Origin of the sequence: Micromonospora sp. C41 (genome assembly GCF_018070485.1) — a bacterium.
Lineage (GTDB): Bacteria > Actinomycetota > Actinomycetes > Mycobacteriales > Micromonosporaceae > Micromonospora > Micromonospora chalcea.
Map to the genome: position 1 here is coordinate 191,681 of NZ_JAGPXP010000010.1, position 15,585 is coordinate 207,265.

The 15,585-nt window shown below is 72.4% G+C and carries 14 protein-coding genes and 2 tRNA genes; 11 read left to right on the forward strand and 5 right to left on the reverse strand.

Annotated features, from left to right (window positions below; all coding sequences use genetic code 11):
* Positions 1–63: 63 nt before the first annotated feature.
* Positions 64–3,012, reverse strand: coding sequence for an Hsp70 family protein (locus tag KBX43_RS14085; protein WP_210884688.1), 2,949 nt, complete (start codon positions 3,010–3,012; stop codon positions 64–66).
* Positions 3,013–3,142: 130 nt separating this feature from the next.
* On the opposite strand from KBX43_RS14085, the gene KBX43_RS14090 reads away from it, so the two are divergent.
* Complete coding sequence (locus KBX43_RS14090) at positions 3,143–3,790, forward strand: MOSC domain-containing protein (RefSeq protein ID WP_043328945.1); 648 nt, start codon at positions 3,143–3,145, stop codon at positions 3,788–3,790.
* A 7-nt stretch (positions 3,791–3,797) separates the two neighbouring features.
* Here KBX43_RS14090 and KBX43_RS14095 read toward each other — a convergent pair whose 3' ends face one another.
* On the reverse strand, positions 3,798–4,307 hold the full coding sequence (locus KBX43_RS14095) for a hypothetical protein (protein ID WP_113974824.1): 510 nt from the start codon (positions 4,305–4,307) through the stop codon (positions 3,798–3,800).
* An 83-nt stretch (positions 4,308–4,390) separates the two neighbouring features.
* Here KBX43_RS14095 and KBX43_RS14100 point away from each other — a divergent pair, with 83 nt between their 5' ends.
* The 3 genes from KBX43_RS14100 to KBX43_RS14110 all read left to right on the forward strand — a co-directional run bounded on the left by KBX43_RS14100 (position 4,391) and on the right by KBX43_RS14110 (position 7,063).
* Entirely contained in the window at positions 4,391–5,419 is a 1,029-nt protein-coding gene (locus KBX43_RS14100) for a questin oxidase family protein (RefSeq protein WP_247677406.1), read from the forward strand.
* Between the two features lie 15 nt (positions 5,420–5,434).
* Positions 5,435–5,860, forward strand: a complete 426-nt coding sequence (locus KBX43_RS14105) for a nucleoside deaminase (RefSeq protein WP_043328949.1) — start codon at positions 5,435–5,437, stop codon at positions 5,858–5,860.
* Between the two features lie 228 nt (positions 5,861–6,088).
* Complete coding sequence (locus KBX43_RS14110; protein WP_210884696.1) at positions 6,089–7,063, forward strand: S9 family peptidase; 975 nt, start codon at positions 6,089–6,091, stop codon at positions 7,061–7,063.
* Between the two features lie 383 nt (positions 7,064–7,446).
* Here the strand turns inward: KBX43_RS14110 and KBX43_RS14120 are convergent.
* A tRNA-Gly gene (locus tag KBX43_RS14120) sits at positions 7,447–7,520 on the reverse strand.
* 276 nt (positions 7,521–7,796) lie between these two features.
* On the opposite strand from KBX43_RS14120, the gene KBX43_RS14125 reads away from it, so the two are divergent.
* From KBX43_RS14125 to clpX, 5 genes are all read left to right on the forward strand, one after another.
* Positions 7,797–7,870 (forward strand) — tRNA-Pro (locus KBX43_RS14125).
* A 149-nt stretch (positions 7,871–8,019) separates the two neighbouring features.
* Positions 8,020–9,366, forward strand: a complete 1,347-nt coding sequence (gene tig, locus KBX43_RS14130; RefSeq protein WP_043328957.1) for a trigger factor — start codon at positions 8,020–8,022, stop codon at positions 9,364–9,366.
* Between the two features lie 175 nt (positions 9,367–9,541).
* Positions 9,542–10,183, forward strand: a complete 642-nt coding sequence (locus KBX43_RS14135) for an ATP-dependent Clp protease proteolytic subunit (RefSeq protein ID WP_013288035.1) — start codon at positions 9,542–9,544, stop codon at positions 10,181–10,183.
* 14 nt (positions 10,184–10,197) lie between these two features.
* Positions 10,198–10,860 carry an ATP-dependent Clp protease proteolytic subunit gene (locus tag KBX43_RS14140; protein WP_013288034.1) on the forward strand — a complete coding sequence of 221 codons (663 nt, stop codon included), beginning with the start codon at positions 10,198–10,200 and terminating at the stop codon, positions 10,858–10,860.
* Positions 10,861–11,086: 226 nt separating this feature from the next.
* Entirely contained in the window at positions 11,087–12,379 is a 1,293-nt protein-coding gene (gene clpX, locus KBX43_RS14145) for an ATP-dependent Clp protease ATP-binding subunit ClpX (protein ID WP_018786885.1), read from the forward strand.
* A 23-nt stretch (positions 12,380–12,402) separates the two neighbouring features.
* Here clpX and KBX43_RS14150 read toward each other — a convergent pair whose 3' ends face one another.
* Complete coding sequence (locus KBX43_RS14150; RefSeq protein WP_113974832.1) at positions 12,403–13,026, reverse strand: helix-turn-helix domain-containing protein; 624 nt, start codon at positions 13,024–13,026, stop codon at positions 12,403–12,405.
* A 41-nt stretch (positions 13,027–13,067) separates the two neighbouring features.
* Between KBX43_RS14150 and KBX43_RS14155 the strand changes: the two genes are divergently transcribed.
* Complete coding sequence (locus KBX43_RS14155; RefSeq protein WP_187694009.1) at positions 13,068–13,901, forward strand: EamA family transporter; 834 nt, start codon at positions 13,068–13,070, stop codon at positions 13,899–13,901.
* Between the two features lie 39 nt (positions 13,902–13,940).
* Positions 13,941–14,738 carry a carbon-nitrogen hydrolase family protein gene (locus KBX43_RS14160; RefSeq protein ID WP_210884698.1) on the forward strand — a complete coding sequence of 266 codons (798 nt, stop codon included), beginning with the start codon at positions 13,941–13,943 and terminating at the stop codon, positions 14,736–14,738.
* 6 nt (positions 14,739–14,744) lie between these two features.
* Here KBX43_RS14160 and KBX43_RS14165 read toward each other — a convergent pair whose 3' ends face one another.
* On the reverse strand, positions 14,745–14,966 hold the full coding sequence (locus KBX43_RS14165) for a hypothetical protein (protein WP_013288029.1): 222 nt from the start codon (positions 14,964–14,966) through the stop codon (positions 14,745–14,747).
* Positions 14,967–15,585 lie beyond the last annotated feature (619 nt).

A 15,585-nucleotide genomic window follows, 5' to 3' on the forward strand; every position in this document is an offset into this window, starting at 1 on the left:
AACGTCGATCTCTCTGCCGTTCACACCAGCCGAGGCATCGATCGCTGTCAAGCTCACTTCCGGTCAGCCGGCGAACCGGTACAACCGGAACTCCTTCTCCGCGCCGCACACCAGCATCTCGGTGTTCCACGAGCAGGACTCGCTGCGGATCTGCTTGAGCTGCCCCATCTCGACCGGCTTGCCGTCCACCGCCGTGCCGGCGAGGACCCGGTCGTCCTCGTACGCGCTCGGCGCCTCGGAGAAGATCAGCAGGTTGCCGGCGTCCAGCCGGACCGCGAACCCGTCCCGGTCCCGCAGCACCTTCGCCGTGCCGTCCGGCGCGAACAGCGTCACCGCGTCCGGCGAGCCCTGCACGGCCAGCACGTGCTCACCGACCGGCACCAGCGACTCGGCGCCCGGCGCCGGCCACTGCCGGTTGCCCTCACCCTCGGTCGCCGCCACCACCCGGGTGCCGTCGGCGCCGCCGGCGGGCGTCTCCAGCAGGCACACGCGACGTTCCCCGCAGGTGACCAGATCCTTCACCCGGCCGCCCTGCTCCGGCGCCTCGTACAGCACGCCGGGCGTGCCGAGGCTGCCCAGGTCGTAGGAGAGCAGCCGCAGGCCACGGTCGTCCTCCGCCACGTACAGCCGGTCGTCGCGGGCGGCCATCGGGTCGTCGAGGCCGGCCACGTTGCCCCGGTCCTTGAGGACCTTTCCGCTGCGCAGGTCCAGGACCCGGACCGAGCGGTCCGCGCCGACCTGCACCAGCCGGTCCGCCTTCCCCGCCCACGGGGCGAGCGGCGAGCCCTCGGCGTCACCGGGCCCGTCCAGCGCCGCGCCGGTGCCGACCGGCAGCACCTTCGTACGGGCGTCGCCGTACTCGGTGCGCGGGTTGCGCCGCTCCCACCGCTGCCGGCCGTCGTCCAACCGCAGCCCGACCAGGCGCTCGCCGGCCCGGTCCACCCGGACCAGCGTGTCGGCCCCGAAGAACAGCGCGTCGTCGCGGCCCACGTCCGTCTGCCAGCGCTGCTCGCCGGAATCGCCGTCGAGCACCGCGAGCACGCGCGGAGTGCCGCTGCCGGTGGCGTCGCCGAGGACGAGCAGCCCGTCGGGCAGCGCCCGGATCCCCGCCCACCGCTGCGTGGCCGCGTCGGTCCGCTTCTCCCAGACCGTCCTGCCGGTGGCCGCCTCGACGGCCGTCACGTGGAGGTGGTCGTCGGGCAGCGAACGGGCCAGGTAGGCGCGCTCCCCGAGCGTCGCGGTGAACATCTGGTCCGGCCGCGTGTCACCGGCGGCCACCGTCCTCACCAGCTCGGCGGTGTGGAAGTCCAGCGCCGGGTGCCGGTCCCGGAACACCCAGAGCAGCACCGACGCCGCCACGGCGACGACCACGAGACCCGCGCCGAGCGCGAACCACCGGCCGCGCCGGGGCCGGCCGCCGCCGGGCCGGACACCGCCCGGAGCGGGGGAGAAAGGCGCCCCGGGTACGCCGGGACCGGGCCCCGCCGGCGGCCATCCACCGCCGGGCGGCGGCATCCCGGGTACGCCGGGTCCGGCGTGGTGCGCGGCGGGCGCTGCCCCCGGCGGCACGAAACCGGGGACGCCCGGAGTGCCGTCGTACCTCGAGTGCGGGACCGGACCTCCGGCGAGCGGCGTGCCGTCGTACCTGGTGGCGGAGGTCTGCGGGACGGGCCCGTCGGCGACCAGCGTGCCGTGCGGTCCGGCGGAGGCCGCGTCCGTGCCGCCGAGCGGCGCGGTCGGGTTCGTCCTGGTCGCACCGGCGGGGACCGTGGCGGCGCTCGCCGTGCCGGCGTCGGTCCCGCCCGGCGCGGGCCCTGTCGGTTCGGGCTGCGTGGGCGCGGGCTGGACCGGCGCGGCCGGGCGGCCGGACCGGCGGGGCAGCGGCAGGTCGGTGAGCGCGCCCTCGGCGACTGGCATCTCCGGCTGCTCCAGCACCGTCGGCGCGATGCCCAGCTCGGCGTGCAGCAGCCGGGCCACCAGCGGCACCCGGGTCGACCCGCCGACCAGGAACAGGCCGCTGAGCTGCTCCGGTCGCAGCCCGGCGGCGGCGGTCACCTCCCGGGTCTCCGTCACCGCCCGGGCCAGCAGCGGCGCGGCGAGGCGTTCGAAGTCCTCCCGGGGCAGCGGCACCGCCGCCTCCACCCCCGGTACGGCCACCGGCGCCACCATGGCCCGGGACAGCATCTCCTTCGCGCCGCGCACGTTGTCCCAGAGCTGCTGGCGGTCCCGCCGCTCGGCGGTCGTCGTCGCCTCGGTCAGCCGGGCCCACGCACGCGGGTGGGCCGGGCCGACCAGCTCGCCGAGCCGCCCGAGCAGGGCCGCGTCCAGGTCCAGGCCGCCGAGGTCGGGAATGCCGCCGGTGGCGACCAGTTGGAAGCCGGAGTCGCCCCACGGGTCGGCGCCCTCGTTGCGCAGCACCGCCACGTCGAGCGTGCCGCCGCCGAAGTCGAACACCGCCACCGAACCGCCCACCGGCACCGGCCGGCGCAGCACCTGCGTGAAGTAGCGCGCCGCGGCCACCGGCTCGCGCAGCAGGCGGGTGCCGGGCGCGATCGGCCCGGCCAGCGTGTGCTCGGCCGCGGCCGGCCAGCCGGCGAGTTCCAGCGCGTCGTGCAGCACCTGACGGCGGGCCGGCGTCCAGGCCGCCGGGTGGGTGACCACCGCCGGGGGCAGCATCCCGACCGCCGCCACCGCCGCGTCCGCGACCGCGCGCAGCGTCGCGGCCAGCAGCTCCGCCGGCCGGTACGCCCGCCCACCCAGCTCGACGGTCTCCTCGTCGACCCGGCGCTTCGGGTTCGGCTCGTAGCCGGCCGGGTCGGCCTGCGCCAGGCGCTGCGCGTCCCGCCCGACGTGCAGGTGACCGTCCGCGTCGGCGTACACGCCGGACGGCAGGATCGGATGGCCGTCGACGAGCACCGGCCGGGTCCGCCCGTCCGGCCAGCGCAGCACCGCCACGGTGTTCGAGGTCCCGAGGTCCACGCCGAGGGCGAAACCGTCCTGCTGGCCTGCCATCCGCGGCTACCTCCACCACCCGACGAGGATGTCCGGCCCGCATCGTACGCAGGCCACGCCGCCTCGCCGTTCACCCGGCCCGGGGGAATGGACTGGCCCGTCCGGCCCTGCGCCGCATACCGTCGCCGTCATGAGGGTGATCTCCGTCAACGTGGGCCGACCGCAACCGAACCCGTGGAAGGGCATCGGGGCCACCGGCATCGACAAGCGGCCCGTGGACGGCCGGGTCGCCGTCACCGCGCCCGGACCGAAGGGCACCGGCGATGTCGGGCTGGCCGGCGACCGGGTCTACGACGTGGCCCACCACGGCGGCACCGACCAGGCGGTCTACGCGTACGCGCGGGAGGACCTCGACCACTGGGAGGCCGAGCTGGGCCGCCCGCTCGCCGACGGCAGCTTCGGCGAGAACCTGACCACCAGCGGGCTGGACGTCAACGGCGCGCTGATCGGCGAGCGGTGGCGGATCGGCCCGGACCTGGTGCTGGAGGTCACCTGCCCGCGCATCCCCTGCGGGACGTTCCAGGGGTGGCTGGGCGAACGCGGCTGGATCAAGCGGTTCACCGAGGAGGTACGGCCCGGGGCGTACCTGCGGGTGGTCACGCCGGGCAGCGTCGGGGCCGGCGACCCGGTCGAGGTCGTGCACCGGCCCGGCCACGACGTGACGGTGGCGCTGGTGTTCCGGGCCACGACGCTGGAGACGGAGCTGCTGCCCCGGCTGCTGGTGGCCGACGCGCTGCCCGAGGAGGACATGGCACGGATCCGCCGCCGCCTGTCCTGACCGGCGGTCAGGGCTGTCCGCGTCCGGTCCGCCGCCTGGCCGCCACCACCAGCCCGGCGGCGGCGAGCGCCGCCACCGTCGCGCCGCCGACGATCCACCAGGCAGGCGGTCCCGCGGCCCGCGTCCGCTCAGCCGTGGCGACGGACGGCGTGGTGGCCGCCGCCGGGCTCGACAGCTCGCGGATTCCGGCGCACACGCCGGTGGCGCCACCATACGAGTTCACCCGGTACCGGGTGCCGAGGCGGAAGGCGTAGCCGCAGGCGGCCTCGCCGGGCGAGACGCGCAGCGTGAGGCTGTTCCCGACCTGGGCGCCGCCCTTCTCGACGGACTCGACGGTGAGCCGGATCGCCCTGTCGGTCACCTGCGAGACGGTGCCGACGACGGTGCTGTCGGCGTTGGCGTCCTGTTCGGTGGTGGACCCGACGCACGAGCACGCCCACGCGGGTTTCGGGGGTGACATGACGACGACGAGGCCGAGAGCTGCCAGGGCGACGACAAGCAGGGCACGAAGTCTCATGGCCGCTTCGACGTCGTCCGATCCCCGCCGGTTCCGCGCCGCTTGACGTCAACCGGACTTCAGGTCGGACGCTTGCCGACGTGCTGAACTCCGTACTCGACGAGGCGTACGAGCGCGTACGCCACACCGGTCCCGAGCGCGACGGGTGGCTGTCCAACCACGTGCCGATGGCGGCGGAGGCGCTGGTGCGCCACGGCCACGGGCGGGCGGTGCACCGCTGGATCGACGCGTACGCCGACCGGCTGGAGGAACGCCCGCGCGGCATCCGGCGTATCGCACCCGCGGAGTGGCGCGACCCGCTCGGCGACCCGGTGCGTACCGGCGACTGGCTCGACCTCTTCGACCGCGAGCTGGCCGGCGAGCCGTGGCGCGACGTGCTGGCCCGCTGGTGGCCTCGCCTGTTGCCGGGCATCGCCGCCGGCGCCACCCACGGTGTCATCCGCGTCGGCCACGCCGTACGCGCCCTGCTCGACGCCGAGACCGGACCGCGGGTCACCGAACTCGGCCACGGGCTCGCCTACTGGGCCGCCCGCTGGCAGCCACTCGCGCCGCCAGGCGCCGGACCGTACCCGGTGACAGACGCGCGGTCCGCGCTCGACGCGGTGCCGCGCGTACCCGACCAGCGGTTCGGCATCCGGTCCCGCCTGGCGCAACTGGCCGACCTGACCCGGTGGCCGGCGGTGGCGGCGGCGGTGCCCGGCGACGCGGCCGACGACGCGCCCACCCGGCTCGCGGCGGTCGTCGACGCCGCCGTGCAGCGGCACGGCACCCACGGGTACGCCGCCCCGGTCATGCTCGTGCACGCGGCGACCGCGCCGAACGCCGTTCTGCGGACGCTGCCGGCCCTGCCGCCGCCGCTGTGGCGGCCGAGTCTGGCCGCCGCCTGGGCGGCGACCGCCGCCGTCACCGCCGCCTACGCCCCGGTCGAGGCTCGTGCCCTGCCACCGGCCGCCGGGCCGGAACTCGGCGAGGCCATGGCGCGTGCGCTGGACACCGGGGACGCGCACGCGATCAAATTCATCGACACCCTGAGCGATGCGTACGCCCGCAGCGGTGACCCGGTCCTGCGCGCCGTCGCCGCCCGATCCGTCGAGCAGATCGCCGCCGACTGACCACCAGGAGAGCCGATGACCCCCGACGACGAAGCGTTCCTGCGCCGCGCCGTGGAACTCGCCGACCGGGCCGGCGCGTCCGGCGAGCGGCCGTTCGCGTCGCTGCTGGTCGGCGCGGACGGCACCGTCCTGATCGAGGACCACAACACGGTGGTCTCCGAACGGGACGTCACCGCGCACCCGGAGCTGAAGCTGGCCCGCTGGGCCGCCCGGCAGCTCGCCCCCGAGGCGGCAGTCGCCACCACGATGTACACCAGCTGCCAGCCCTGCCCGATGTGCACCGTGGCGATCAACGCATCAGGCCTCGGCCGGGTCGTGTACGCGCTGTCCACCGAGCAGTTCGAGCAGGTCAAACCGGCCACCCCGGCGCCGCGCCCGGTGCGGTACGACGGACCGGCGCTGTTCGACGAGGCGCGCCGGCCGATCGAGGACCACTACTAGGCCATCGGCGCCGATCGGGTGGAGATGGCGGCTCGCCGAGCCGGTGTGGCCCATCTGACCGGGGGCTCGCTCCGGCGCTGCTGACCAAGGTCGACGCGACTGAGCTGCTTCACAGCCAGGCGTTCGGAACGGGCACGAGATGGCGGGAGACCCGCCGGCCGTACGGCTGGCCCGTCACCGTCGCCTGAGGACTCGGGCGGGTGGCAGGCACCCCGTACGGTCGGCGGGGTGTTGTTCGAGCCGGTGACCGCGGAGTTCTCGTTCCTCGACGACGGGAACGAGCTGGTCGGCGACTTCGTCCGGCCGCCCTGGCCGGGGCCGTACCCGGCGGTGGTCTTCGTCGAGGGTTCCGGTCCCGGTGGCCGCGACCAGGGGTCGTGGCAGACGAGGCTGGCCGCAGCCGGCTTCGCGAGCCTCGCCTACGACAAGCCCGGTTCCGGAGCGTCAACGGGTGACTGGACCCGTCAGACCATGACCGACCGCGCCGACGAGACCGTGGCAGCGGTCCGGGCCGTGCGGAGCCGCGCGGACGTGCTGTCCGGCGCGGTCGCGCTGATCGGCGGCAGCCAGGGCGGCTGGGTGGCTCACCTCGCGGCGGCCGCTGACGACGGGATCGCGGCGGTGGTGACGGTGTCGGGTCCGGGCGTGAGCGTACGGATCCAGGAGGAGTACCGGCTCCGCCACCAACTCGCGGCGGAGGGCTTCAGCGACACGGACATCCAGCAGGCGCTTCTCCTGCTACGCGACCAGATCCGGCGGGTCCGGTCGGGCGACGACCCGGCGCGCGTGCACGTCGCGCAGGCGCACTGGCACGGCGCTTCCTGGTATCCGATGCTCGCCGGGACGACACCCGAGTCCATCGCGTTCATCGCGGGCATCGCGGACTACGACCCCGCCCCGGCACTGGCGGCCCTGCGCTGCCCGCTGCTGGCGATCTTCGGCGCGGACGACCTGCTCGTGCCGGTGGAGGCGAGTGTCCGCGCGATCAGCAGCGCCCTCGACGACGCGGGCCACGCCGATCACACGACTGTGGTCTTCCCCGGCGCCGACCACAGCATCCGCGTCTACACGGGCGACGGACCCGCGCAGGTGAAGGAGGGTCGCTACACCCCTGCCGAGCGGGCACCGGGCTTCGACGAACTCGTCGTCACCTGGCTGCGGCGCCGCCTGCCGGCGACCGACCTGGGGTACGCGGCGCGCTGATCGCGGCATGGGCGGGTGCTCACGCGGGAAACCACCTCCACTGCCCCTCGGAGACGACCTCGACGGCGCTCAGCCCCACCCAGACGGTGTCCCGCAGCGACGGCATGAGGTCCGCCAGCCCGGACTGCCGCATCCGGTGGACCCAGTGCTCCTCGCCGATGCTCGGTAGTGCTGACAGTTTCGAGTACGCCCAGCGGCCTCCTGCGCGTAGCGGTCATGACGCTCTGCCCGGTGTCCGGAGATCGGTGCGCAGGAATGCTGACCGGACGCGGTAACGAAACCCGTCGCTGTCGACCGAGGGCCGCGGATGGTCGCAAGATCCGCCCCACGGAAGCGAAAGGCCCAGGTGCCGCAATCATGCGGTCTGCCTGGGCCTTCGTGGGTGGAGCGGGCGACGGGAATCGAACCCGCACCGTCAGTTTGGAAGACTGAAGCTCTGCCATTGAGCTACGCCCGCGAGCACCCCACCACAGCAGGGCGCGCCGACAGCGTACCCAATCCGGGTTGGCGCCGCGAAGCGCATACCCCGCGCTCGCCGCGGACCGTCAAGATCCACACCACCTCGGCGAGGTGGCGCCTTCCCGGGCCCTCGGACCCAGCCACTTCCCCGAACTGGCGGCCCAGCGGCGGCCCAGCGGCGGCTCGGCGGCGGCCCGGCGGCGGCCCGCCGACCGCCGCGCCGCGCCCCGGTCACCCGCGCGGGGGACCGGACGGCATACACTCTTCGTCGCCACGGGGTGTGGCGCAGCTTGGTAGCGCACTCGCTTTGGGAGCGAGGGGCCGTGGGTTCAAATCCCGCCACCCCGACTGTCGTTCGCGACCGGATCGTCCCGGGAACCGCCGGTTTTTTCCGCGCGGTGCCCGGGCCCTGCCGATGCCGTCGGCCGGCTCGCCTACACTCGATGCGCGCAATCACGCCCCAGAATCAACACCCAGATCCGTCAAGGAGTACGCCTGTGAAGAGCACCGTCGAGACTCTGAGCCCGACGCGCGTGCGGCTCGCCATCGAGGTGCCGTTCGTCGAGCTCGAGCCGAGCCTCAAGAAGGCGTACCGGGAGATCGGCCAGCAGGTCCAGGTTCCCGGCTTCCGCCGGGGCAAGGTTCCCAGCGCGGTGATCGACCAGCGGGTGGGCCGGGGGACCGTCCTCAACGAGGCGATCCAGGAGGCCATCCCGCAGAACATCCTCGCCGCGGTCCGGGAGCACGACCTGAAGACGCTGGGCCGTCCCGAGGTCGACATCACGGAGTTCAACGACGGCGACTCGCTCAACTTCACCGCCGAGGTGGACGTCCGGCCGGAGATCACCCTGCCGGACCCGGCCACCATCGAGGTGACCGTCGACGAGATCGAGATCGCCGACAGCGAGATCGACGAGCAGATCAACAGCCTGCGCGAGCGCTTCGCCACGCTGAAGACCGTCGAGCGGGCCGCCCAGGAGGGCGACTTCGTGCAGATCGACCTGAACGCCACGGTCGACGGCGAGGAGGTCCCGGGCGGCTCGGCGAGCAACATCTCGCACGAGGTGGGCAGCAAGCAGCTCCTGCCGGGTCTGGACGAGGCGCTGGTCGGCCTGGCCGCCGGCGACAGCACCACCTTCACCACGCAGCTCGTCGGTGGCGACTACGCCGGCCGCGACGCCGACGTGGCGGTGACCGTCCGCACGGTCAAGGAGAAGGAGCTCCCCGAGCTCAACGACGACTTCGCGCAGATGGCCAGCGAGTTCGACACCATCGACGAGCTGCGCGGCGACCTGCGGGAGCGGATCACCCGGGGCAAGCAGGTCGAGCAGATCTACGCCGCCCGCGACAAGGCCCTGGAGCAGATGGTGGCCGCCGCCGAGGTGCCGGCGCCCGAGGGCGTCGTCAAGGAGGAGGTCGAGAGCCGCAAGGCCGCGATGGTCGACCAGCTCGAGCGCATCGGCGCCTCTCTGGAGGAGTACCTCGCGGCGGAGGAGAAGACCGAGGAGCAAATCGACGCCGAGCTGACCGAGGCGGCGACCGACGGCGTCAAGATCCAGCTCCTGCTGGACACGCTGGCCGACGCCGAGGACGTGCAGGTCTCCGACGACGAGTTCGGTCACGAGATCGTGCACCGGGCGCAGCGCGCCGGCATGGCCCCGCAGCAGTACTACGACCAGCTGGTCCGCTCCGGCGCCGCCGCGGCCGTCTTCGGCGACGTCCGCCGGGGCAAGGCGCTCGCCGCGGTGATGGAGAAGATCAAGATCAAGGACTCGGCGGGCAACGAGGTCTCCCTCGACGCGCTGCGGGCCCAGAACGAGGCCGAGCACGACCACCAGCACTGACCGTCGGGGGTGTCGGCCGCCGTCCCGCGCTGTGCGCCGGGAGGCGGCCGAAACCCTTTCCGGGGTACGCCGTGCGGGTGACTGCGCTGAGAGCGAACAGTGCCCCGACCGGGAGTACGCCTCCCGGCTGAGCGGTTAGTGTCGGGTAGGACGGTACGGAGAGCGAAGGGCTGCCATGACCGACATGCACATCCCCAAGAAGTCGCTCCGGGTGAACGAGGCCCGCGGTGGCGACTCCATTGGCAACCTCGACGACTCGGTCTACAACCGGTTGCTCAAGGAACGGATCATCTTCCTGGGCAGCGAGGTGAACGACCAGGTGGCCAACCGCATCTGCGCGCAGCTCCTGCTGCTCGCCGCGGAGGACCCGGACCGCGACATCTTCCTCTGGATCAACTCGCCGGGTGGCTCGGTCTACTCCGGCATGGCGATCTACGACACCATGCAGTACATCGACAACGACGTCTCGACAGTGGCGATGGGCATGGCGGCCTCGATGGGCCAGCTGCTGCTCTGCGCCGGCACCAAGGGCAAGCGCTACGCCCTGCCGCACGCGCGGATCATGATGCACCAGCCGTCGGGTGGCCTCGGCGGCACCGCGTCGGACATCGCGATCCAGGCCGAGCAGATGCTCTACACCAAGCGGATGTTCCAGGAGCGGGTCGCGTTCCACACCGGCCAGTCCCAGGCGCAGATCGAGGCGGACTCGGACCGTGACCGTTGGTTCACCGCCCAGGAGGCCATGGACTACGGCTTCATCGACAAGGTGATCATCGGGGCCGCGCAGGTTCCGGATGGCGCCGGGACCCTGAGCTGACCGAGGAGCTGACGATGACCGACCTGAGCCTGCCGCCCCAGTTCGCGGCCGTGCACAACCGCTACGTCCTGCCGTCGTTCGTCGAGCGCACGTCGTACGGGATGAAGGAGTCCAACCCGTACAACAAGCTCTTCGAGGACCGGATCATCTTCCTCGGCGTGCAGGTGGACGACGCGTCGGCCAACGACGTGATGGCCCAGCTGCTGACGCTGGAGGGCACCGACCCGGACCGCGACATCATCATGTACATCAACTCGCCCGGTGGCTCCTTCACCGCCATGACGGCGATCTACGACACCATGCAGTACGTCCGCCCGGACATCCAGACCGTCTGCCTCGGGCAGGCGGCGAGCGCGGCGGCGGTGCTGCTCTCCGCGGGCACCCCGGGTAAGCGGATGGCGCTGCCCAACTCCCGGATCATCATCCACCAGCCGGCCACCGAGGGCGGCTACGGCCAGGGCTCGGACATCGAGATCCAGGCGCGGGAGATCCTGCGGATGCGGACGCAGCTGGAGGACATGCTGTCCCGGCACTGCAACCGCCCGATCGAGCAGGTTCGCAAGGACATCGACCGTGACAAGATCATGACGGCCGAGGAGTCCAAGGAGTACGGGCTGGTCGACACGATCCTGACCAGCCGCAAGAAGGGTCTGCTGGCGTCGCACGCCGCGGGCTGAGCCACGTGTGGTCGGAGGTCGGCCGGGGTATCGTTCCCGGTCGACCTCTGACACACCGGTTTTGGGGGTCGGAGAAAACCCGGCCACCGGGTAACGTCGGGTCTGTACCGCTCCGCCGGTCGGATCGGTGGAGCCGACAGCATGGTGGAACGACAGGACGGACGGGCGCTCCGGCGCTCGCAGGTCAGGGCCGGCGTTCCGGCCGATGAGTGCAGGGAGAACGTAGGTGGCACGGATCGGTGACGGCGGCGACCTACTGAAATGCTCGTTCTGCGGCAAGTCGCAGAAGCAGGTCAAGAAGCTCATCGCGGGCCCTGGCGTCTACATCTGCGACGAGTGCATCGATCTCTGCAACGAGATCATCGAAGAGGAGCTGGCCGAGTCCGGCGAGGTGAAGTGGGAAGAGCTTCCCAAGCCGATGGAGATCTGCCAGTTCCTCGACAACTACGTGGTGGGTCAGGAGCAGGCCAAGAAGGCGCTCGCCGTCGCGGTCTACAACCACTACAAGCGGATCCAGGCCGAGGCCGCCGGCGCCCCGGGCTCCGGCACCGACGGCGTGGAGCTGGCCAAGTCCAACATCCTGCTGCTCGGCCCGACCGGCTGCGGCAAGACCCACCTGGCGCAGACGCTCGCCCGGATGCTCAACGTCCCGTTCGCCATCGCGGACGCCACAGCGCTCACCGAGGCGGGCTACGTCGGCGAGGACGTCGAGAACATCCTGCTGAAGCTGATCCAGGCCGCCGACTACGACATCAAGCGCGCCGAGACGGGCATCATCTACATCGACGAGGTCGACAAGATCGCCCGCAAGTCGGAGAACCCCTCGATCACCCGTGACGTCTCCGGCGAGGGCGTGCAGCAGGCGTTGCTGAAGATGCTCGAAGGCACTGTCGCCAACGTGCCGCCGCAGGGCGGGCGCAAGCACCCGCACCAGGAGTTCATCCAGATCGACACCACCAACGTGCTGTTCATCTGCGGTGGCGCGTTCGCCGGGCTCGACCAGATCATCGAGGCCCGCACCGGCTCCGGCGGCACCGGCTTCGGCGCCCGGCTCCGGTCGGTGTCCGAGCGGTCGACCGACGACATCTTCAGCCAGGTCATGCCGGAGGACATGCTGAAGTTCGGGCTGATCCCCGAGTTCATCGGCCGGCTTCCGGTGATCACCAACGTGCGCAGCCTCGACCGCACCGCGCTGGTGCGGATCCTGACCGAGCCGCGCAACGCGCTGGTCCGGCAGTACCAGCGCCTGTTCGAGCTGGACGGCGTCGAGCTGGAGTTCGAGCAGCCCGCGCTGGAGGCCATCGCCGATCAGGCCATGCTCCGCGGCACCGGCGCCCGCGGCCTGCGGGCGATTATGGAAGAGGTGCTCCTCTCCGTGATGTACGAGGTGCCGAGCAACCCCGACGCCGCCCGGGTGCTGATCACCCGCGAGGTCGTGCTGGAGAACGTCAACCCGACGATCGTGCCCCGCGAGTTCACCGGCCGGCGCCGGCGGGACCGCGAGGAGAAGTCGGCCTGACCGACGTCGCGACCGCGCCCGGGTCAGCTCGGGCGCGGTCCGCGTGAACGGGTCCGCCGGTCCCACTCGCCCGACGGGGTGACCACCACCATCATCAGGCGCACCGGCTCGTCGCCGGCCGTCCGGTAGCCGTGCTCCCGGTCGGCGTGGAACTCGACCGTCTCGCCGGCGCGTACCTCGTGGTCGACGCCGTCGACGGTGACTGTCGCGGCGCCGTCGAGCACGTGCAGGATCTCCCGGGTGCCGTGGGCGTGGTCGGGGGAGCGCAACGTCTCTCCGGGTTCCATCCGCCAGTCCCACAGCTCGACCAGGTCGGGTTCGCCGAGCCCACTGAGCAGACGCGCCAGGCCGCCGTGCGGGCCGCGCCACAGCACCGGCGCGTCATCGGCAGCGCTGACCCGTACCGTGCTCTCCTCGGCCGGCTCCAGCAGCCGGGCGATGCTGACGCCGAACGCGTCGGCGACCCGGCAGAGCGTGCCGATGCTCGGGTTGGTGCGGGCACCCTCGATCTGCACGAGCATGCCCTTGCTGACGCCGGACCGGCCGGCCAGTTCCTCGAAGGACCAGCCGCGGGCGGCTCGCAACTCACGTACCTGCCGGGCGACCGCTGAGGTCACCGCGCCGACCCGTCCGCTTGCGTCGGTCATCACACTGTCCTTCACGGTCACTATTATGGTACGACTGCGATGTGCTCCCCATTGTCCTCGCCGCCGTCTCGGCGCTCGCCTTCGGCACGGCCGACTTCTCCGGCGGCAAGGCGTCCCGATGGGCCGACCCCATCGCTGTCACCGTCGTGTCGCAGATGCTCAGCCTTCCGCTGCTGGTCGTGCTCGTACTCGTTGTGCCCGGCACCCCGAGCGCCCTCGACCTGGGCTGGGGGCTGCTGGCCGGGGTGGCGGGCGCGGGCGGCGTCATGCTGCTCTACCGCGCGCTGGCCACCGGCGTCATGGCCGTCGTCGCGCCGGTCACCGCGATCACGGCGGCGATCGTGCCGATCGTCGCCGGCCTGGTCCTCGCCCATTCCCCGGGCGCCGTGGCGCTGGGCGGCGCCGGGCTCGCCGTGGTCGCCATCGGGCTGGTCAGCCTGGGGGAGCGCGGCGCCGCACGCCGCGTTTCCGGCCGCGTCCTGGCCATGGCACTCGCCGCGGGACTGCTCTTCGGCGTCTTCTTCGCGCTGCTCGGCCAGGCCGACGAGAGCGCTGGCATGTGGCCGGTTCTGGCGGTACGCGTCAGCTCCGTCGCGTTCGGCCTCGCGCTCGCCGCGCGTACCGGCACTCGCCTGCGCCTCGGGCGGCGGGTGCTCGGCTGGGCCGCGGCCGCCGGCCTGCTCGACTCGGCAGCGAACGCGCTCTTCCTCGCCGCCGCCGGACGCGGCCACCTGAGCGTGGTGGCCGCCGTCGCCTCGCTCTACCCGGCGAGCACCGTCCTGCTCGCGCTCGCCGTCGACCGGGAACGGCTCCGGCCGGTGCAACTGGCCGGACTCGGCTTCGCCGCCGCCGCGCTCGTGCTGTCCAGCGTCTGAGCCCTGTCGCGCGCCCGCCTGCGCCCGTACCCTCGGGTCATGCGCGTCGCCGTCTGCCAGCTCAACGCCCGCGACGACCGGGCGGCGAACCTCGCCGCCGCCGAGGCCCTGCTGGTCAGGGCCGCGGCGGCCGGCGCCGACCTCGCCCTCCTTCCGGAGTACGTCGACTACCTCGGCCCCGATGACCAGATGCCCCCGGCGGAGCCGGTCGACGGCGAGGTGGGGCGGTTCTTCGCGGCGGTCGCCCGGCGGCTCGGCATGTGGGTGATCGCCGGCTCGTTCCACGAGGCCGGGCCGGACCCGGCGCACACCTGGAACACCTCGCTGGTCTTCGACCGCGAGGGCGCGCTCGCCGCCACCTACCGCAAGATCCATCTGTACGACGTGGAGATCCCCGGCCGCGTCTCCTACCGGGAGTCGGCAACCGTCGCGCCCGGGGAGAAGCCGGTGGTGGTCGACGTCGAGGGCCTGCGGGTGGGCCTGTCCATCTGTTACGACCTGCGGTTCCCCGAGTTGTACCGGCAGCTCGCGACCGACGGCGGCGCCGAACTGCTCGTCGTGCCGGCCGCGTTCATGATGCACACCGGGCGGGACCACTGGGAGGTGCTGCTGCGGGCCCGGGCGATCGAGAACCAGTGCTTCGTGGCGGCGGCGGGCCAGACGGGTGATCATGACCCGGGCCGGACGTGCTTCGGCCGGAGCATGGTGGTGGACCCGTGGGGGACGGTGCTGAGCCAGGTCGCCGACGGTCCGGGACTGGCGGTCACCGAGATCGACCTGGAGCGGCTGCGGACGATCCGCGCCGAGCTGCCCAGCCTGGCCAACCGCCGGCTCTGACCGCGGTCAGCCTCCGAACAGCAGGCCCAGGGCGGCGATTCCGGCTATCGCCGCCGCAGTGACCAGCAGGGCGGTGGTCATCCGGGAGGGGCCGCGCCGGGCCAGGCGTCTGATCGACAGCACCAGTACGGCGAGCACGACGGCCCCGATCACCAACTGCCAGAACGGCAGCAGGAGGCCGAGCAGAGCGTCCTCGGCGACGGCCGGGACCGGGGACGGGTCATCCATGCCGACCACTCTGGCACGGGGCCGCCGCCGGGGGATCCCTTCCGCGGGTGCTTTCCGGCCGGTATCGGCTGCGCGCGCTCCGCTCGGGCAATGACGATCATTGATTTGCCTTCCACGGCCGGTCCGCGTAACTTTCTCTCTGCACGCGGGAGGCCGGGGCAAACCGGCCGAGAGCGGGCGCCAGGCTGGTGGCGGCGACGCCGAGCCAGACTGAGATTCGGGCGGTGCTCGACACTCCGGGACACGGAGTTGCGAAGGCGAAGCCGACCGGGTAGAGTTCGAAAGCCGGCAGGGAGCCGGGCGGGTGGTCGCGAAAGCGACGCCGGCCGGTCCGCCGAAACCCATGAGAGCCACGAACGCCGGAAACGGCGAGCGTCAGCGTGGGTCTGGTCGAGCCAAGTTGATCACCTCGGACACGAGGTTGACGACGAACGTGAGACCGAGTAGGTTGGAGAGGTTGCCCCAAACGGGGGCTCCGCGGTGCGGGGTTTCTGGTTGGTGTGTGGTTGTTCTTTGAGAACTCAACAGGGTGCTTGTAAAGCCAGTGCCAATTGTTTTATACCCCGGACTGGTGGCTGTTCTTTGGAATGGTTGCTGGTTGGGATTCCTTTGGCAACAC